At 65.3% G+C, this 19,518-nt stretch carries 16 protein-coding genes and 1 pseudogene; 14 read left to right on the plus strand and 3 right to left on the minus strand.

Features of this window, described 5'->3' with window-relative positions:
- The first annotated feature begins 58 nt into the window (after positions 1 to 58).
- A complete protein-coding gene (locus BcanWU425_RS13830) occupies positions 59 to 1,096 on the plus strand; it encodes a glycosyltransferase family 4 protein (protein ID WP_204511787.1) in 1,038 nt (345 codons plus the stop codon).
- 176 nt (positions 1,097 to 1,272) lie between these two features.
- On the opposite strand, the gene waaF is transcribed toward BcanWU425_RS13830, so the two are convergent.
- A complete protein-coding gene (gene waaF, locus BcanWU425_RS13835) occupies positions 1,273 to 2,343 on the minus strand; it encodes a lipopolysaccharide heptosyltransferase II (protein WP_204511786.1) in 1,071 nt (356 codons plus the stop codon).
- Positions 2,344 to 2,516: 173 nt separating this feature from the next.
- Here waaF and rfaD point away from each other — a divergent pair, with 173 nt between their 5' ends.
- The 6 genes from rfaD to BcanWU425_RS13865 all read left to right on the plus strand — a co-directional run bounded on the left by rfaD (position 2,517) and on the right by BcanWU425_RS13865 (position 10,469).
- Entirely contained in the window at positions 2,517 to 3,497 is a 981-nt protein-coding gene (rfaD, locus tag BcanWU425_RS13840; RefSeq protein ID WP_204511785.1) for an ADP-glyceromanno-heptose 6-epimerase, read from the plus strand.
- Positions 3,498 to 3,508: 11 nt separating this feature from the next.
- Complete coding sequence (gene rfaE1 / locus BcanWU425_RS13845; RefSeq protein ID WP_204511784.1) at positions 3,509 to 4,993, plus strand: D-glycero-beta-D-manno-heptose-7-phosphate kinase; 1,485 nt, start codon at positions 3,509 to 3,511, stop codon at positions 4,991 to 4,993.
- On the plus strand, positions 4,990 to 6,279 hold the full coding sequence (locus tag BcanWU425_RS13850) for an O-antigen ligase family protein (RefSeq protein WP_204511783.1): 1,290 nt from the start codon (positions 4,990 to 4,992) through the stop codon (positions 6,277 to 6,279). The genes rfaE1 and BcanWU425_RS13850 overlap by 4 nt, the downstream gene beginning before the upstream one ends.
- 109 nt (positions 6,280 to 6,388) lie before the next feature.
- Positions 6,389 to 8,302 (plus strand): SDR family NAD(P)-dependent oxidoreductase, encoded by a 1,914-nt coding sequence (locus BcanWU425_RS13855; protein ID WP_204511782.1) that lies wholly within the window; start codon positions 6,389 to 6,391, stop codon positions 8,300 to 8,302.
- Between the two features lie 2 nt (positions 8,303 to 8,304).
- Positions 8,305 to 9,525: a glycosyltransferase family 4 protein gene (locus tag BcanWU425_RS13860; protein ID WP_204511781.1), complete on the plus strand. Its 1,221-nt coding sequence runs from the start codon at positions 8,305 to 8,307 to the stop codon at positions 9,523 to 9,525.
- Positions 9,522 to 10,469 (plus strand): NAD-dependent epimerase/dehydratase family protein, encoded by a 948-nt coding sequence (locus BcanWU425_RS13865; RefSeq protein WP_204511780.1) that lies wholly within the window; start codon positions 9,522 to 9,524, stop codon positions 10,467 to 10,469. The genes BcanWU425_RS13860 and BcanWU425_RS13865 overlap by 4 nt, the downstream gene beginning before the upstream one ends.
- Here the strand turns inward: BcanWU425_RS13865 and BcanWU425_RS13870 are convergent.
- A complete protein-coding gene (locus BcanWU425_RS13870; RefSeq protein WP_204511779.1) occupies positions 10,457 to 11,476 on the minus strand; it encodes an MraY family glycosyltransferase in 1,020 nt (339 codons plus the stop codon). The two genes, BcanWU425_RS13865 and BcanWU425_RS13870, sit on opposite strands and share 13 nt — an antisense overlap.
- A complete protein-coding gene (locus tag BcanWU425_RS13875; RefSeq protein WP_204511778.1) occupies positions 11,473 to 12,432 on the minus strand; it encodes a lysylphosphatidylglycerol synthase transmembrane domain-containing protein in 960 nt (319 codons plus the stop codon). The genes BcanWU425_RS13870 and BcanWU425_RS13875 overlap by 4 nt, the downstream gene beginning before the upstream one ends.
- 210 nt (positions 12,433 to 12,642) lie before the next feature.
- Here BcanWU425_RS13875 and BcanWU425_RS13880 point away from each other — a divergent pair.
- The 7 genes and pseudogenes from BcanWU425_RS13880 to BcanWU425_RS13910 all read left to right on the plus strand — a co-directional run.
- Positions 12,643 to 12,913: pseudogene (locus BcanWU425_RS13880) on the plus strand (UDP-glucuronate 5-epimerase); the annotation flags it as partial.
- Positions 12,914 to 12,920: 7 nt separating this feature from the next.
- The gene (locus tag BcanWU425_RS13885; protein ID WP_204511777.1) at positions 12,921 to 14,333 is read left to right on the plus strand and encodes a mannose-1-phosphate guanylyltransferase/mannose-6-phosphate isomerase; all 1,413 of its coding nucleotides are present in this window, start codon (positions 12,921 to 12,923) and stop codon (positions 14,331 to 14,333) included.
- Positions 14,334 to 14,517: 184 nt separating this feature from the next.
- A complete protein-coding gene (locus tag BcanWU425_RS13890) occupies positions 14,518 to 15,522 on the plus strand; it encodes a Gfo/Idh/MocA family protein (protein WP_204511776.1) in 1,005 nt (334 codons plus the stop codon).
- Between the two features lie 39 nt (positions 15,523 to 15,561).
- Entirely contained in the window at positions 15,562 to 16,713 is a 1,152-nt protein-coding gene (locus tag BcanWU425_RS13895; RefSeq protein WP_204513969.1) for a DegT/DnrJ/EryC1/StrS family aminotransferase, read from the plus strand.
- A 43-nt stretch (positions 16,714 to 16,756) separates the two neighbouring features.
- Positions 16,757 to 18,283: a murein biosynthesis integral membrane protein MurJ gene (gene murJ, locus BcanWU425_RS13900; RefSeq protein ID WP_204511775.1), complete on the plus strand. Its 1,527-nt coding sequence runs from the start codon at positions 16,757 to 16,759 to the stop codon at positions 18,281 to 18,283.
- 163 nt (positions 18,284 to 18,446) lie between these two features.
- Entirely contained in the window at positions 18,447 to 18,863 is a 417-nt protein-coding gene (locus BcanWU425_RS13905) for an SRPBCC family protein (RefSeq protein ID WP_085348818.1), read from the plus strand.
- A gap of 285 nt (positions 18,864 to 19,148) precedes the next feature.
- Positions 19,149 to 19,427 (plus strand): DUF1127 domain-containing protein, encoded by a 279-nt coding sequence (locus tag BcanWU425_RS13910; RefSeq protein WP_085348852.1) that lies wholly within the window; start codon positions 19,149 to 19,151, stop codon positions 19,425 to 19,427.
- Positions 19,428 to 19,518 lie beyond the last annotated feature (91 nt).

Raw genomic sequence — 19,518 nt, forward strand, 5'->3', positions numbered from 1 at the left:
GCTGAACTGGTCACTATGCTTAATGTTGCGTATAGGGACTTTCGAAACGGAGCGTGGCGTGGCGAATTCCCCAGGCGATCTCGAAGTGATCGTGCCAAATCTGCACAGGCGCTATTCCGGGGTCACCGCGACCAACCGGATGGTGGCGCCGCGGCTGGCAAAGCTGTTTCGCGCCGCGTGGTTCGGCTCCGACGCGCCGGAGGGGATCGCACGCCTGGGCGGTGCCGATCTCCTGAGATTGTGGCGCCGCAAGGCGCCGCTGATCTGGCACGCGCGCCGCAACAACGAGATGATCGCGGGTGTGCTGTTGCGCGCGCTCGGTTGGCCGCTCAAGCTCGTCTTCACCTCGGCGGCACAGCGCCATCATAGCTGGATCACGCGCTGGCTGATCCGGCGCATGGACGCGATCATCGCGACATCAGATCTTTCGGCCTCGTTCCTGAAGGTGAAGGCGACGGTGATTCCGCATGGCGTCGACACCGCAATCTATGCGCCGCCGCTCGACCGCACTGCTGCCTTCGCGGAAACCGCGTTGCCGGGCCGCTATGCGATCGGCTGCTTCGGCCGGGTACGCGCGCAGAAGGGCACCGATGTGTTCGTCGATGCGATGTGCCGCTTGCTGCCGCGCTATCCGGATTTCACCGCAATCATCGTCGGCCAGGTCACACCCGAGCAAGCCGTTTTTGCAAACGACCTGAAGAAGCGGATCGAGGCCGCCGGTCTGCAATCGCGCATCGTCATCACTGGCGAGTTGCCGATCGAAGACGTGCAGCGCTGGTATCAGCGGCTGACCATCTACGCCTTCACCTCGCGCAACGAAGGTTTTGGCCTGACGTTGATCGAGGCGATGGCCGCCGGCAGCGCGCTGGTCGCCGCGCGCGCCGGGGCGGCCGAACTCGTGGTCGAGGATGGCGTGACCGGCGTGCTGATCCCGACCGGTGATGCGGACGCGCTGGCTGCAGCGGTCGAACCGCTGATGCGTGACGTGGCCGCCGCGATCGCTATGGGCGAGCGCGGGCGGGCACGGGTGCTCGCGCAATTCAGTCTCGATGCGGAGGCGTCACGGATCGGGGACGTCTATCGGCCGCTGCTTTGACATCGCCTTCAGGGCAGCAAACAAAAAATCGCGAAAACAACCCCATGCACAGTAGTCGAGGCCAACGAAATCAATGGCTTGGCCGGCATCCCGAAGCTGCGGATTTTACGAAGTCGATTTGACTCGTCGGGCAAAACACCGGTATGATGTCATCGTCGGCGTAGCCTCGAGGGCCCTCAGGTCGAAGCCCGCAACCCCACCTCACTCAGCACCCGCTGCGCAATCTCCACCACCTCGCTTGCCGCGATATCTCGCATGCAGCGGTGGTCGTTCATCTTGCAGATCGTGCTCTGGCAGGGTTGGCAGGAGAGCACGCTCTTGTCCTGCACCACGGTCGCGGCGAGGCCGTTGAGGGGGGCCCAGAGATAGGGGCTGGTCGGCCCGAAGATGCCCATGGTCGGCGTGCCCAGGGCGGCTGCGATGTGCATCAGGCCGGAATCGTTGGAGATCGCGACGCCGGCTGCAGCCATGGCCAGCACGCCGTTGCGCAGATCATTGCCGGTGAGGTCCCGGACCCCCGGGCCGCCGGCCGCGACGATCTCCTGGGCCAGGCCCTTTTCCCCGGGGCCGCCGACAACCCAGACCTCAAGGCCGCGCTCGGCCAGCAAGCGGGCGGCCTCGGGATAGTAGGTCCAGCGTTTTGAGACGCCGACCGAGCCGGGAGCCAGGGCCACCGCGGCGCCGGCGCTGAGGCCGTTGGCCTGCCGCCAGCGGACGATGTCCTCGGCCTGAACCCGCAACTGCGGCACCGGCCATTCCGGAGGCAGCGGGGCGCCATCGGGCTGGGCGAGGGCGGCGTTCTTGTCGATGAAGCGGGGCAACTTCTTTTCGCCCCAGCGCCAGCGATTGAGCAGGCCGAATCGGAACTCGCCGACGAAGCCGACCCTTTCCGGAATGCCGGCCAAAGCGGGCGCAATGGCGGCCTTCCAGGTCCGGGGCAGCACCAGGGCGGTGCCGTAGTTTCGATCGCGCAGGAGCTTCGCCAGGCCGAGCTGACGGCCCACGCCGAGCCGGCCGCGCGGCAGGTCCCAGACGATCGCTTCGCGCACGCCCGGCATGTAATCGACCAAGGGCGCACATAGGGAGGTCGTGAGCAGATCGACCGGCCGGTTCGGCCAGCGCTCATTGAGGACCCGCACGACGGTGTGATTCCGGACGAAATCGCCGATCCACATGTAGGGGACGATCAGGATCGGGCGCGTGTCGCCCTGATCTGCGTCCCCACTAAATTGCGAATCTTGGTTCATTCGTTAAAAGGGCCGGGGTGCGCTGATGTGGCGGTTCGGTTAGCCGCTCCGGGCCGGCAGGTAAAGCCGGCTGAGTGGCAATCCCAAAACCGCTTACACTTTGGCGGATCATGCGCTAGGGCAGAACCGGGCCGCAAAACTTCGGGCAGGCGGAATCTGGCAGGGAAGTTGGAATGTTGCTGGTGACCGGCGGGGCCGGTTTTATCGGATCGAATGTCGTCGCCGCGCTGAACGAGGCCGGCCGCAGCGACGTGGTCGTCTGCGATTTCCTTGGCAACGAGGGCAAATGGCGCAACCTCGCCAAGCGGCAGCTTTTGGATATCGTGCCGCCAGCTGAGCTGCCGGACTGGCTGCAAGGCCGCAAGCCCGATGCCGTGATCCATCTCGGGGCGATTTCCGCGACCACCGCGACCGACGGGGACCTGGTGTTCGAGACCAATTTCCGCCTGTCGATGCGCCTCCTGGACTGGTGCACGGCGAATGCGGTGCCGTTGATCTACGCCTCCTCGGCGGCGACCTATGGCGACGGCGACGCAGGATTTGACGACGATGCCTCGGTCGCTGCGTTGAAGAAACTGCGGCCGATGAATCTCTACGGGTGGAGCAAGCACCTGTTCGATCTCGCCGTCGCCGAGCGCGCTGCGAACGGCGAGAAGCTGCCGCCGCAATGGGCCGGACTGAAATTCTTCAACGTGTTCGGCCCCAACGAATACCACAAGGGCTCGATGATGAGCGTTCTGGCGCGCCGCTTCGACGACGTCAAAGCGGGCCGCGTCGTGCAATTGTTCAAGTCGCATCGCGAGGGCATCGCCGACGGCGATCAGCGCCGCGATTTCATCTATGTCGACGACGTCGTGCGCGTGATCATGTGGCTGCTGGCAACGCCCTCGGTGTCCGGGCTGTTCAATGTCGGCACCGGCAAGGCACGCAGCTTCAGGGACCTGATGCTGGCGGCTTATGCTGCGCTCGGCGCCAGCCCCAACATCGAATACATCGACATGCCCGAGCAGATCCGCGGTAGCTACCAGTACTTCACCCAGAGCGAGGTCGATCGCCTCCACCGCGCCGGCTACAATGGCTGTTTCACGACGCTCGAGGACGCGGTGAAGGCCTATGTCGGGGATTATCTCGACCGGCCCGACCGCTTCCGCTGAGGTCCAGCACCATGCCGACGCCCATTCTCGATTTCGATGCCCTCGCGCAAGCCATCTCAGGCTGCACGGTGCTGTGCATCGGCGACATCATGCTGGACGAGTTCGTCTATGGCGAGGTGTCGCGGATATCGCCGGAGGCGCCGGCGCCTGTCATCGCGGCCCAGCGCAGCGAGATCCATATTGGCGGCGCCGGCAATGTGGCGCGCAACGTCGCCGCGCTCGGCGCGCGCTGCATCTTCGTCGGCCTCGTCGGCGAGGACGAGGCGGGCAGGCAGCTCGCCTCGACGCTTGCGGAGCAGGGCGCAATCGAAAGCGTGCTGGTGTGCGATCCCTCGCGTCCGACCACGCGAAAAGTGCGTTTCGTCTCCGAGCATTTTTCCACGCATATGCTGCGTGCGGATTGGGAGCAGGCACAGCCTGCTTCCGATACGATCGAGACCAAGCTGATCGAAGCAATCCTGCCGCAGATCGCGCGCGCCGACATCGTGCTGCTGTCCGACTACGCCAAGGGCGTGCTCACCGCCCGCGTCATCCGCCACACCATCGACGCCGCGCGAAAACTCGGCAAGCCCGTGATCGTCGATCCCAAAAGCCTGAACTGGGCGATCTATCGCGGCGCGACGCTGCTCACGCCCAATCGCAAGGAATTTTCGGAAGCGACCCGAAGCCGCGCCGACACGCCGCAGAGCATCGTCGATGCCAGCGAGGACGTAATGCGGCTCGCCGATTGCGAAGCGATCCTGGTCACCCAAGGCGAGCACGGCATGACGCTGGTGCCGCGCAACGGCGAGGCCGTTCACGTTCCGGCGTTTCCGGTCAAGGTGCGCGACGTCTCCGGCGCCGGCGACACCGTTGCCGCGGCGCTCGCGGTCTCGCTCGCCACGGGCGCGGACTGGGACACAGCGCTTCGCATGGCCAGTGCCGCGGCCGCCGTCGCCGTCGGCAAGCAGGGCACCGCCAGCGTGAGTGCGGCCGAGCTGAAACGAAAAGTATTGCCGCATGCCTATCTCGCGGCCGAGGAGAAGATCGTGCTCGAGCCCGGCGCGCTCGACGCGCAGCTCGCGGAATGGAAGAAGCAAGGCCAGCGCGTCGGCTTCACCAATGGCTGCTTCGACATCCTGCATCCCGGCCACGTCAAGGTGCTGACAGCGGCGCGCTCCGCCTGCGACCGCCTGATCGTGGGGCTGAACAGCGACGCCTCGGTACGGCGGCTGAAGGGCGCCGACCGCCCCGTTCAGGACGAGCGAGCGCGTGCGGAAGTGCTGGCGGCGCTCGAAGCCGTCGATCTCGTCGTTATTTTCGATGAGGATACGCCGATCGACCTGATCACCCGCATCAAGCCGAGCGCGCTGATCAAAGGGGGCGATTACACCCGCGAGCAGGTGGTCGGCCATGAGGTCGTCGAGGCCGCGGGCGGGACCGTGGTGCTGGTCGACATTCTCCAAGGCTTCAGCACGACGGCGCTGGTTCATCGCGCGCGGGGAGAGGGCAAGTGACGACGCTCGCCGGGGCGACGACCGGCCAGGTGCTGTGGCGGCGTCTGCGCAGTCCGGCGGCCTGGTCCGAGACGGTCGATCTGTTTGCGATCCTGACTGCGGCCTCGCTACCATGGTCGACGTCGCTTGCGGCGATATTCAATGTCCTGATGCTGCTCTGCATGGTGCCGTTCCTCGACGTCCGTGAGTTCCTGCAATCGGTCAAGCGTCCGATCTGTGTGGCGCCGATTGCGCTGGTCCTGCTCGCGCTGGTCGGGACGCTGTGGTCGGACGCGGCCTGGGGGGCGCGCTTCTACGCAGTCAATCCGACCGTCAAGCTGCTGGTGCTGCCGATCCTGTTCTATCATTTTGCGCGCTCGCCGCGCGGACATTGGGTGTTTGTCGCCTTCCTAATGTCCTGCGCGCTGTTGTCGGTGATGTCCTGGCTCGTCGCCTTCTACCCAGACCTCGCGCTCAAATCCGACCGCGTCGAGCGCGGCATCTTCGTCAAGAACTACATTGACCAGAGCCAGGAGTTCACGCTGTGCGCGGTCGCGCTCGCCTATCCGATCGTGCAGTTGCTGCGCCAGAAGCGCTACTGGATCGCCGCGCTGCTCACGGCGCTTGCGCTCGCCTTCTTCGTCAACATGGTGTTCGTGGTGGTATCGCGCACCGCGCTGCTCACCATTCCGATCCTGTTCGGTGTGTTTGCGTTGCTTCATCTGAGATGGCGCAGCATCGCGATCATCTCCGCCGCCCTGCTCGCGGGCGCGGTTCTTGCCTGGCAGGCCTCGCCGCAATTGCGCAAGACCGCCGACAGCTTTGCCAGCGACTACACGCGCTATGTCGAAAAAGGCGCGCCGACCTCGGCCGGCTTGCGGCTCGAATTCTGGCGAAAATCCCTCGGCTTCTTCGCGGAGGCGCCGGTCAAGGGGCACGGCACGGGCTCGACGCGCGGATTGTTCGAACGTGCCGCGACGCCGGGGGATGCTCAGTATCAGGCGTCCGCCGAGGTGATCGGCAACCCGCATAACCAGACGCTGAACGTGGCCGTGCAATGGGGCATCATCGGGGTCGCCGTTCTCTACGCCATCTGGATCCTGCATCTGCTGTTGTTTCGCGGCGACGGGCTCGCAAACTGGGTCGGCCTCCTGGTCGTGGTCCAGAACGTCTTCACCTCGCTGTTCAACTCCCATCTGTTCGACTTCCACGAGGGCTGGATGTACGTCATCGGTGTCGGCGTTGCCGGCGGCATGGTGATCCGGGCCCAGCAGGCCGGGGCGAAAGCGGCGGAAGCAGGTTCCTGAACGGCCGGCCGGATGGCAAACCTTGACTGACAAGCCTTGACTGGCATGTCCGGCCGAGATGGGTTATCAGCGCGATCAGGTTGCATCTAACTGGATTTTCGGTCAGCGGATGACGCGTCTTTCGCATCTCACCTTGCGCAATTTCATGATCGCGCTCCACGACCTGCTGGCGACCACGGCGGCGCTGTTCGCCGCCTTCTATCTGCGCTTCGAGGGCGGCGACGGCTTCTTCGACCGCCTGCCGCTGTTGATTCAGATCCTGCCCTATTTTCTCGCCTTCAGCGTGGTCGTGTTCTTCGTCTTCAACTTGACCACGACGAAATGGCGCTTCATCTCGCTGCCCGACGCGCTGAACATCATCCGCGTCGCGACCGTGCTGACGGTTGCGCTCCTGGCGCTCGACTACATCTTCGTCGCCCCAAACGTCCGTGGCGCCTTCTTCCTCGGCAAGGTGACCATCGTCCTCTATTGGTTCCTCGAGATCTCCTTCCTCAGCGCGTTGCGCATGGCCTACCGCTATTTCCGCTATACGCGGGTTCGGCGTCACGCCCGCACCGGAGATGCCGCGCCGACGCTGCTGATCGGCCGCGCCGCGGATGCCGAGGTGCTGTTGCGCGGAATCGAGAGCGGGGCGATCAAGCGCATCTGGCCGGTCGGCGTGCTGTCGCCGTCGAGTTCCGATCGCGGCCAGTTCATCCGCAACGTCCCGGTTCTGGGCGGCGTCGACGACATCGAGGATGTCATCGCCGACTTCACGAAGCGCGGCAAGGGGATCGCGCGCGTCGTGATGACGCCAACGGCATTCGAGCCGGAGGCCCATCCCGAATCGATCCTGATGCGGGCGCGCAAGCTCGGCGTGATCGTGAGCCGCATGCCCTCGCTCGAGAGCGGCGATACCCCACGGCTCACGGCCGTCGCCGTCGAGGACCTGCTGCTGCGGCCGAGCGAAAAGATCGACTATGCGCGGCTCGAGGCCCTGATCGAGGGCAAGGCGGTGATCGTCACCGGTGGAGGCGGCTCGATCGGTTCCGAGATCTGCGAGCGTGTCGTCGCGTTCGGCGCCGCGCGCCTTCTGATCGTGGAAAATTCCGAGCCGGCGCTCTACGCGATCACGGAGACGCTCGCGGCGCTCGGCACTGCTGCTTCGATCGAAGGGCGGATCGCCGACATCCGCGACCGTGAGCGCATCATGCGCCTGATGGCCGAGTTCAAGCCGGACATCGTGTTCCATGCCGCCGCGCTCAAGCACGTGCCGATCCTCGAGCGCGACTGGAGCGAGGGCGTCAAGACCAACATCTTCGGCTCGATCAACGTTGCCGATGCCGCGCACAGCGCCGGCGCCGAAGCCATGGTGATGATCTCGACCGACAAGGCGATCGAGCCGGTGTCGATGCTCGGCCTGACCAAGCGCTTCGCCGAGATGTATTGCCAGGCGCTCGACCATGATCTTGCGGCGGGTCACGGCGGCGCCAGGCGGTCGATGCGGCTGATCTCGGTCCGGTTCGGTAACGTACTCGCGTCGAACGGCTCGGTGGTGCCGAAGTTCAAGGCCCAGATCGATGCCGGCGGTCCCGTGACGGTCACGCACCCCGACATGGTCCGCTACTTCATGACCATCCGCGAGGCCTGCGATCTCGTCATCACGGCGGCAACGCATGCGCTCGGAACGCAGCGCTCGGACGTGTCCGTCTACGTGCTCAACATGGGCCAGCCGGTGAAGATCGTCGATCTCGCCGAGCGCATGATCCGTCTCTCGGGCCTGCAACCCGGCTACGACATCGAAATCGTGTTCACGGGCATGCGGCCCGGCGAACGCCTGCACGAAATCCTGTTCGCCTCCGAGGAGCCGACCCGCGAGATCGGCGTCGCCGGCATCATGGCCGCGCAGCCGAACGAGCCGCCGATGCAGACGCTGCGCAAATGGATCGCGGCGCTGGAGCAGGCGATCGCGCGCGACGACCGGGCCACGATCAGGACCATCCTGAAGGACGCGGTCCCGGAATTCGGGTCGACCGCGGCCTGACCATGCAGCCTCGAGGCAAGATCGTCGTCGCGAGCCAGCATTACCCGCCGGATCCCAGCACGACCGCGGCGATCATGGCCGAGGTCGCCTGCCGCATCGCCGGGGAGCACCAGGTCGTGGTGCTGTCGGGCTCACCGGGCGCGTTGCCGGCCTCGCAGACCGGCCCGGGCAAGCCGCGGGTCGTCGCCATCAAGAACCGCATGACCGGCAAGGCGGCGCTGCTGCGGCGCGGCGCCTCCGAGCTGCTGTTCGCGGCGCGCACGTTCCTGGCGTTGACACGGGAGCTGAGGCGAGGTGACGTCGTGCTCACCGTCACCGCACCGTTCATGCTGCCTTACGCGGTCGCGGCGGCGGCAAGGCTGAAGGGCGCGCGCTCGGCGCTGATCATGCATGACCTCTTTCCCGACGTGCTGGTGATGGCGGGCCTGCTGAAGCCCGGTTCGATCGTGGCCATGACGATGCGCGCCGCCAACGGCCTGATGTTCCGCGCGCTCAATGCCGTCATCACCATCGGCCGCGATGCGGAACGGCCGCTGCTGAGCTATTCCGGCATGACGCGGAACAAGATCCGCTTCATCCCGAACTGGGCGACGCTCGTGGCCGCACCCCGGCCGGTGACGGCGGATAATCCGTTCCGCAAAGCGCTCTCGGCAGATTTCGTTGTCGGCCTGTCGGGCAATCTCGGCTTCACCCATGATCCGGAGATCGTGTTCGAGGCGGCGCGCCTTTTGAGGGCCGAGCCTGGCATCCATTTCCTGCTCTCCGGCTGGGGCATCGGCTTCGAGCGGTTGAAGCAGTTGCAGGCCGAAGCGACCTTGCCCAATGTCTCCTTCGTGGGGCGGGTTGAGGATGCCGAGCTCGAGGCCTTCCTGGCGGCGGCCAATCTGTGGATCATTCCGTACCGAAAGGACGTTGCGGGGGTGTCGGTGCCGAGCCGGTTCTACAATCTTCTGGCCGTCGGCCGTCCCGTGGTGCTGGTCTCCGAACCGGAGGCCGAGGCCGCGTTGACCGTGGTGGAGAACGGGCTAGGCTGGGTCGTGACGCCCGGCCGTGCCGATCAGCTGGCCGAGGCGATCCGCGCGGCGTCTCGCTCCGACGCAGTCGCGATGGCGGAGCGCGCGGTCAAGGCGGCGGCGAAGTTCGATCGCGTCACCGCGATGAACGCCTATGCCGGGCTGATCGACGAATTGCTGCGCAACCCCGAACTGGCGGAGCGACGATGAACGAGCACAAGCCAGTCGTGTTGGTGACGGGTGCGAGCGGTTTCGTCGGCCGTCATGTCGTGCCCGCACTTGCGCGCGAGGGGTGGTCGGTCCGCCCCGCGGTGCGCAGGCCGGAAGGCATGGACGACGAGGTCGTGATCGAAACGATCGGCCCCGAAACCGACTGGCAGGCCGCGCTTCAAGGCGTCGACGCCGTCGTTCATCTCGCCGCGCGGGTGCATCACAAGCACGAAGAGCATGCGGTCCAGCTCTACCGCAACGTCAACATTGCCGGCACGCTGCAGCTGGCGCACAGCGCGGCGACGGCCGGCGTGCGCCAGTTCATCTTCATCAGCACCGTTCTCGTGCACGGTCGCAGCAATGACGGTCGCGCGCCGTTCAGCGAGGACGATGTCCTGACGCCGCGCGGTCTCTACGGCATGTCCAAGGCCGCGGCCGAAGCGGGCTTGAAGACGCTGGCGCGCGACAGCGCCATGAAGATCTCGGTGATCAGGCCGCCGCTGGTCTATGGTGCGGGCGCCAAAGGCAATTTCGCGCTGTTGACGCGCGCAGTGAATCTCGGGCTGCCGCTGCCCTTTGCCGCGATCCGCAATCACCGCGCCTTCCTTGCCGTGCAGAACCTGTCGTCGTTCATCCTGCAACGGCTCTCTCACCCAGATCCCGCGAGCAATTTCGAGATCTTCCTGGTGGCCGACAGGGAGCAGGTCTCGACGTCCGAGTTCGTCGCGCGCCTGGCCAAGGCTGCCGGCAAGAACTCGCGGCTGTTCGGCATGCCGCCGGACCTGCTCGGGACGCTGCTGAGAGTGATGGGCCGGCCGGATACGCAGGACAGCCTGATCGGTTCGCTCGAGCTCAACCTGTCCAAGGCGATTGCGACCGGGTGGCAGCCGCCGGTGTCTCTCGACGAGGGGCTGCGGCTGGCGCTGGCGGCTCAGGACGCCTGAGGACGGGAGAACCGCCGCAGCACAACGCCGATCGCGATAGCGCCCGCCAGCAGCGCGATCAACGTGATCGTCACCGAGCCGGCGCGAGCGGTGGCGATGGCAAGCCCCGCGAGCACGAGATTGAGCGCGAACACCTCGCCGATCACGCGGGAGACCGTGAAGCCGTGGTCGGTGGCGCGCTGGTAGAAATGCGAGCGATGCGCCGACCAGAACTGCTCGCGCCTGGCGATGCGCCGGAACAGCGTGATGGTGGAATCCACGAGGTAATAGGCCGGCAGCAACAGCGCCGCGGCGGGCTGCCCGCGCCAAGCGAGCTCGAGCAGGCACCAGCCGAGCAAAAGGCCGATCGGCAGGCTGCCAACATCGCCCAGGAAGACTTTTGCGACCGGCTTGTTGAACGGCGCAAAGCCGAGCATGGCGCCGCACAGCGCCGCGGCGATCAGCGCGGCCGGCCACGACAGATCGCCGAGCAGTCCCAGCAGCAGCAGCGCCGCGGTGACCGGCACCACTTCCGCCACCGTCATCAGGTCGAGCCCGTCCATGAAGTTGACGAGGTTAACGAACCACACGCCCGCCAGCAGGATCAGTCCGCGCTCCAGGGCGAGCGGCAGCGCCGGCACGATGCGCGCGGTCTCGGGCGTGGTGAACACGACGGCACCGACGGCTGCGGCCTGCAGCACGAGCCGTACCAGCACCGGCAGCGACTTGATGTCGTCGGCAAATCCGACCACGGCGATCAAGACTGTCGCAGCGATCAGCGCCGGCGGAATCGCGACGTTCGCCCAGACTGCCCAGGCTGATGCGACCAGCAGCGTCGCTGATATCACGGCAATGCCCGCACCCTGCGGGGTCGGGATGCGATGAGAGGACCGCGCGTTGGGCCGCGCCAATGCGTAACGCTGGAGCAGGGGGCGGCTGGTCCAGGTGATGACGCCCGACACCAGCGCGGCAATCGCAACGGCAAGCAGCGAGGGGACGGCGCCGAGCGCATCGATGGCCGCGCTCACTCCGGCACTCCGAGCGGCGCCGATCCCTGCGCGGCTTTCTCGGCGCTGAGGATCCAGACCAGACCGCCGATCGCGCCGACGATGAAGTACACGGCGCCGAACAGCAGCGAGACGTTGACGCCCTCGTTTGCGGCCAGGCCCGCGAAGCCGAACGCGAGGCCCATGGTGGCTTCCCGCACGCCCCAGCCGGCGATCGAGATCGGCATCATCGTGATCAGCATCACCGGTGGCACCAGCATAAAGACGTCGCTGAATCCGACCGGCGCGGCGATCGACTGCACGACGCACCAGGCGACCACGACGGCCAGCACATGCACGGCGAGCGACAGGATCACGACGGCCGGTCCGCGCGAGCGGCTGAAGATCACGCGGTTGGCGATCACGGCACAGGCGTGGATGTGATGCGTGGCCCACCAGGTTTTCAGCCAGTGCCATTTCAGCGCGCCGAAGACCAGGAAGCCTAGGCCACCCGCGAGCGCCGCGAGGTCGACGAGCAGCAGCGCCGAGCGCCCGTGCGGATCGGCGATGAGGCCGTAGCTCCAGGGCAGGCTCGCGACGATCATGATCGCGAGCGCGATCAAACCGATCGCGCGGTCGACGAAGATCGAGTAGGTCGCAGCGCGCCAGCCGGCGCCGGCGCGCGCGACGAGCCACAGCCGGACCGCATCGCCGCCGATCGCCGAGGGCAGGGTCTGGTTGAAGAACGATCCGATCACGTTGTAGCGCATGGCCCGGCCGAGCTCGAGCGGGGCGCCGCATGCGGCGCTGATCTCTCGCCAACGCAACACGCCGACGAAGATTTGCAGGAACGTGACGGCGATCGCCAAGCCGATCCAGAACAGGCTGGTCAGGGTGAAGCGCGAAAACAGTTCGGACAGATCGACCTTGCGCAGCGCCAGGTACAGCAGCGCTCCGGAAATCAGGATCTTGGCCGTCGACAGCAGGATTCGGCGCATTTCGCCCGCATAAACAAGGGTTTTGAAGCAACCCGACGCAAGGCGCCGAATTCGGCCGCTTTGGTATGGTTTTGGCGTCGATCTTGCAATAGCGGTGATCAGGAGCCCGCATGCAGGGCGGCCGGCTATTGCGGCCCCGTCGATGCGAAGGCTAAAGAGGCGCCGCGGGCGAAAGATCGGGCGAAGCGGTCCTTGGGAACAGGATGAGGGATCACCGCAGATCGTCCGGCTGCCGCAAATGCGCCGTCTAAGGTCTACAATGTCGGCAACCACCACCCGGAAGAGCTGATGCACGTCGTCGGAGTTCTGGAGCCGGAGCTGGGTCGGACGGCGATCAAAGAATTGCTGCCGAGAGACCTTTTGGAAACGTTCGCGGATGTCGAGGATCTGATGCGCGATAGCGGCTTTGCACCGTCAACGCCGATCGCGCACGGAATTCGTAATCTTTGTCACCTGGTATCGGAACGACCTCAAGGTTTGAAATGACGATGGACAAACGCATTATCCCCCTGATCATGTGCGGCGGTGCCGGAACGCGGCTGTGGCCGGCTTCGCGCGAGGTGCGCCCCAAGCAGTTCCTGCCGCTGTTCGGCACGCGCTCGACCTTCCAGGACACGCTGTTGCGCGTCTCCGAGGCCTCGCTGTTCGATCGCCCGATCGTCATCACCAATGCCTCCTATCGCTTCATGGTGCTGGAGCAGCTCGCCGAAATCGGCATCGAGGCCGACGTGATCCTCGAGCCGATGCGGCGCGATTCCGGTCCTGCGATCGCAGCCGGGGCGGTGTTTGCGCAGAACCGCTCGAGTGAGGCGATCGTGCTCGCGCTCGCCGCCGACCACGTGGTGCAGGACAATGCCGCGTTCGTCGCGGCGTGCCGCCAGGGCCTCACCGCCGCGAGCGCCGGGCGAATCGTCACGTTCGGCGTCAAGCCGGAGCGGCCGGCCACCGAATACGGCTATATCAGCCCGGGCGAGGTCATCTCCGGTGAGGTGCACGCGGTCGCGCGCTTCGTCGAGAAGCCGGATGCGGTGAAGGCGGCCGACTACCTCAATTCCGGCTATCTCTGGAACAGCGGCAACTTCATGTTTCCGGCCAGCGTCCTGCTCGACGAATACCGCAAGGTCGATGCGGCGAGCGTGGAGACCATCTCCAATGCCGTGACCAATGCCGGTCGCGATCTCGGCTTCGTGACGCTGGAGCCCGAGGCGTTCGGCGCGGCCAAGGCGATCTCGATCGACTATGCGGTGATGGAAAAGACCGCGCGCGCCGCGGTGGTGCCGGTGTCGTGCGGCTGGTCCGACGTCGGCTCCTGGCACGCAGTGTGGGAATTGTCGGACAAGGACGCGCAAGGCAATGCTTCGCATGGCAGTGCCGTGTTCGAGGATAGCCGCAACTGCAACGTCACCACCGACTCTGCGCTGGTCGCACTCGAAGGCGTTGACGATCTCATCGTGGTCGCGACCGCGGACGCGGTGCTGGTCTCGCGTCAGAAGGATGCCAACGGGCTGAAGCGGCTGGTCACGAAACTCAAGGCGGTCGCGCCGAAGGTCACCGAGGAGCACCTCAAGGTGCATCGGCCCTGGGGCAGTTACCAGTCGGTCGACAATGGCGAGCGCCACCAGGTCAAGCGCATCGTGGTGAAGCCGGGCGGGCGTCTGTCGCTGCAGAAGCACCATCATCGCGCCGAGCACTGGATCGTGGTCCGCGGCACAGCCCGCGTCACCGTCAACGAGACCGTCAAAAGTGTGCACGAGAACGAGTCCATCTACATCCCGATGGGCGCGGTACACCGGATGGAGAACCCCGGTAAAATCATGCTGGAGCTGATCGAGGTCCAGACTGGAAGCTATCTCGGGGAAGACGACATCATCCGGATTGAAGACGACTATCAAAGGTCGTAACCAGCACACTCCGAATCACGCGACCCGGGCCAAAAGAGTGGTCTCTTCCAGAGGCTTAAGGCCAGGGAAACGTGTAACTTTTTGAATCAAATCGTGTCCGGACCGCTAGCTCCGCATTCGCCACAAATGTGGCGTCCGTGCTAGAAGCGCCCCGGGGATTTGGGTTGAATCGGGGTTTGCTCACATGAGTTCCACAGGATCTGCACCGGCAAAGGCCGGCTTGCGCGTCGGCGTCATTGGCGCCGGCGTGATGGGCAGCAACCACGCGCGCGTGCTCGCGGGTCTTCCCGGTGTCAGCCTCGTCGGCGTCGTCGATCCTTCGCCGGCACATCGCACGCGGGCGATGGAGCTTGCCAATTGCGCGAGCTTCGAGACGCTCGACCAGCTCTTGGCCGAAGGCGTCGATGCCGTCACCATTGCGGCGCCGACTCATCTGCATCACGAGGTCTCGCTCGCCTGCATCGCCAAGAACATCCACGTGATGGTCGAGAAGCCGATTGCGTCCACGGTCGCGGAAGGCCGCGAGATCGTCACGGCTGCGCAAAAGGCCGGCGTGACGCTGATGGTCGGCCATGTCGAGCGCTTCAATCCAGCCGTTGCCGCCGTCAAGCAGGCGATCGCGGGCGAGGATATTCTGTCGATCGCGATCACGCGCGTCGGCCCATTCCCGCCGCGCATGTCCAATGTCGGCGTCGTCATCGATCTTGCCGTGCACGACATCGATCTGATCCGCTGGTTCACCGAATCCGACATCGTCGAGGTGCAGCCGCAATTGTCGAGTGCGGTCGCCGAGCGCGAGGACATCGCGCTCTTGCAGTTCCGCACCGCCAACGGCGTGCTCGCGCACATCAACACCAACTGGCTGACGCCGTTCAAGGCGCGCAGCGTCACGGTCGCGACCCGCGGCAAATACGTGATGGGCGATCTCCTGACGCGCCAGGTCACCGAATGTTTCGGCTTCAAGCCTGACGGCAGCTATTCGATGCGGCATCTTCCGGTCGGCCATGACGAGCCGCTCCGCGCCGAACTGATCGCGTTCCTCAAGGCCGTGCGCAACCGCGAGACGCCGGCGGTCACCGGTGACGAAGGCGTCGCCAGCCTCGAGATCGCGACGCAGTGCCTGGAAACGCCGTCGCGGCCCGCCGCCAAGTCGTCCGCCCTCACGGGCCCGCGCCGCGTCGCCGGCTGATCCCATTCCATGTTGACCGATCAAAACCCGCAAGGCGCCATGAACCAGCATCTGCGTTCCGAACCCATTCCCTTCATCGACGTCGCCTCGCAGCGCCGCCGGCTCGGCGACTCGCTCGATGCAGCCGTGAAGCGCGTTCTCGATCATTGTCAGTTCGTCAACGGCCCTGAAGTCGCCGAGCTCGAGAAGCAGCTTGCGGCCTATTGCGGCGCCAAGCACGTCATCGGCTGCGCCAGCGGCACCGATGCGATCCTGATGGTGATGATGGCGAAGAATGTCGGGCCGGGCGACGCCGTGCTGTGTCCGTCCTTCACCTTCATCGCGACGGCTTCGCCCGTGGCCCGGACCGGCGCGACGCCGGTTTATGTCGACGTCGACGAGACCACCTTCAACATGAGCCCGGAATCGCTCAAGCGCGGCATCGCGACCGCCCGCAAGGCCGGCCTCAAGCCGGTCGCGGTGATTCCGGTCGATTTGTTCGGCCAGCCGGCCGATCACGACGCCATCGCGGAGATCGCCAAGGCCGAAGGCCTGTTCGTGCTCGATGACGCAGCCCAAGGCTTTGGCGCGAGCTACAAGGGCCGCAAGCTCGGCACCTTTGGGCTCGCCACTGCGACCAGCTTCTTTCCCGCGAAGCCGCTCGGCTGCTTCGGTGACGGCGGCGCGATCTTCACCGATGACGACGAGCTCGCGGCGACGCTGCGCAGCATCCGCGTGCACGGGCAGGGCGTCGACAAATACGACAACGTCCGCCTCGGCCTGACCGGCCGGCTCGACACCATGCAGGCCGCGATCCTGATCGAGAAGCTGAAGATCTTCGACGACGAGATCGCCGCCCGCAACAAGGTCGCGGAGCGCTACGCGCGCGGTCTCGGTAATGTGGTCACGGTGCCGCGCGTGGCGCCCGGCAATACGTCGGTCTGGGCGCAGTACACGATCCGCCTCCCTGAGGGTACCGACCGCGACGGCTTTGCCGCCGCGCTGAAGGCCCAGGGCGTGCCGACGGCGATCTACTACGGCAAGTCGATGCATCAGCAGACGGCCTACAAGCAGTACCCGGTCGCCGAGGGCGGCCTGCCGGGCTGCGAGAGCCTGTCGCAGGACGTCATCAGCCTGCCGATGCATGCCTATTTGACCGAAGCCGATCAGGAGCGAATCATCGCGCCCGTGCGCGGCGCGCTTTCAGCCTGATTTCCCCGTTTTGCTGCGCGAGCTCTTCCTTTAGAAGGGAACGATGCTCGGACGTATCTTCACGGTTGGTGGCTACACGCTGCTCTCGCGGCTGACGGGATTTGCCCGCGACATCATGCTTGCGGCGATTCTCGGCGCCGGCCCCGTGGCCGACGCCTTTTTCGTGGCGCTGCGGCTGCCCAACCATTTCCGTGCGATCTTCGCCGAGGGCGCCTTCAACGCCGCCTGGGTGCCGGCCTATGCGCACGTGCACGGTGAGCGCGGGGAGGGGGCGGCAAGATTGTTCGCCGACCGCATCTTCACGCTGCTGCTGGCCTCGCAGGTGGTGCTGCTGATCGTCGCCTGGGTGTTCATGCCGCAGGCCATGAGCATTTTGGCGCCCGGCTTTTCCGAGGACGCCGAGCAGCGCAAGCTCGCGATCGAGCTGACCCGGATCACCTTTCCCTATCTACTGCTGATCACGCTGGTGACGCTCTATGGCGGCATGCTCAACGTGATGCAGCGCTTTGCGAGCGCCGCAGCCGCGTCGATCTTACTCAACATCTCGATGATGATGACGCTGGCGCTCGCCGCATGGTTTCCCGGCGCGGGCCACGCTGCCGCCTGGGGTGTCCTGATCTCGGGTTTTTTGCAGTATTTCCTGCTCGCCGGCGATCTCGCCCGCCATGGCGGCCTGCCGCGCTTTGCGCCGCTCAAGCTCGACGAAGACGTCCGCGCATTCTTTAAAGCACTCGGGCCGGCGACGCTGGGCTCGATGGGCACGCAGCTCGCGCTGTTTGCCGACACCATCATCGCGACTTTCCTGCCGGCGGGCGCGCTGTCGGCGCTGTATTACGCCGACCGTCTCAACCAGCTCCCGATCGGCGTGATCGGCATTGCCATCGGCACGGTGCTGCTGCCGGAGATGTCGCGGCGGATCACGGCCAACGACCAAGACGGTGCGATGAAGGCGCAGCGCCGCGCGTTCGATTTCACGCTGCTGTTCTCGGTGCCGTTCGTGGCCGCCTTCCTCACCGTGCCCGACGCGATCATGCGCGCGCTGTTCGCCCGTGGTGCGTTCTCGAAAGCCGATGCCGCCGCTGCCGGCGCCACGCTCGCGGCCTATGCCATCGGCCTGATCCCCTTCGTACTGATCCGCAGCGCGGTCGCGACCTTCTACGCGCGCAAGGACACGGCGACGCCGGTGCGGGCGTCGCTGACCGGCATCGCGGTCAACGTCGCCTTGAAAATTGCCTTGATGGGATCGCTGGCCCAGATCGGGCTTGCGCTGGCCACTGCCGTCGGCGTCTGGACCAACCTGCTACTGGTGCTGTTCTTCGCGGTGCGGCGAGGCTTTCTCGTGCCGGACCGCGCCTGGCTGTTGTCGCTCGCCAAATTCCTGCTGACCGGGCTCATCCTGGCCGCCGCCTTCTGGCTCATCGCGCGCTTCAGCAGTCCTTCGTTGGGCTCGATGCACTTCCGGGACGAATTGACGCTGCTTCTGCTGGCCGTCGGAGGTACGATCGTCTATGCGCTCGCCATCCTTGCGCTGTTCGGGCGCCGCTGGCTGGTCTCACTGGTGCGGGGTTAACTTTTTCATATTTTCAACGCATTGACGGCTCGAGCTTGTCGGCACGGGCCAGTCTCGATGGTCCTTGGATGGACACATCTCGGAAGTGCGGCGGATGGACCCTGCACAATTGACGTGATGCCGTCACCTCGAGCCGGCAAAATTCGAACCAGGAGCACTGTTTATGAGGATCACCGTCGAAACCAACGTAGCAGCCCCTATCGATCAGGTCTGGCGCGCTTATACGACGCCTGCCGACATCATGAAGTGGAACGCCGCGTCCGACGACTGGCATACGACCAAGGCGACCGTCGACCTGCGAGAAGGCGGTGTCTTCTCATCGCGCATGGAGGCCAAGGACGGCAGCATGGGCTTTGACTTCGCCGGTACCTACACGAAAATCGTCGAGCACAAGCGTATCGAATACGCGTTCGGCGAGCGAAATGCCGAAGTCGAGTTTGTGCCCGGCCCGAAGGGCATTCTGGTTCGCGTGGTCTTCGATGGCGAATCGACGCACTCGGTCGAGCAGCAGCAAGGCGGTTGGCAGGCAATCCTCGACAACTTCGCACGATACGTGGAAGCGAAGCAGACGAAGTCCTGAGGCGTGTGTAGGGGCAAGAAAGCGCCAGAGTAAGGGGCTCGCTTCCAGGGTGCAACCGACCTCCACACATCTCTTGATTTTGCGCGATTGCTATGGTAATCGCAGCGCATGATCAAATCAGTGCGCAAACTCAACCGCAACCACATGACCCGCTTCGGCCGGGCCGTGGAAGGAGTCGCGCGCTAGAAATTCGACGACGACATCTTTTCACCAGGCCCCGCCGGCATCGGACGGGGCCTTTTGTTTGGCCACGCTTCCCTGCCGGCACAACAGCAGGAGCGTCCCATGCCACCCCAACAGACGATCATGACATCCGAGCCGGAGAGGCTCCCCCTCGAGCTTGCCTCGACGTGGAGCATCCCAGGCTTGCTCGCGCGATACTGGCGTGCGCTCCAGGACTGGCGCTGGCGGCAGGGCCCACAAATCGCCTTGCGGGACCTGAGTGACCGGGAGCTGATGGATATCGGCCTGACGCGCGGCGAGATCGACTACATCTCGCCGGAACGGGCTATCGATAGGCTGAGGGATCACGCCAGAGATCTATGGAGCCGCGGGGGGATGTAACTGATGAGCCATCCGAAGCGGAGATGCGCTTTGCGAGCAAGCAGCCGTCAGCACGGCTGCTTGTTCTCAGGCGTGCACTGCGGGCGGGTTC

The organism is Bradyrhizobium sp. WU425 (genome assembly GCF_021052305.1).
GTDB classification, from domain to species: Bacteria; Pseudomonadota; Alphaproteobacteria; order Rhizobiales; family Xanthobacteraceae; genus Bradyrhizobium; species Bradyrhizobium canariense_D.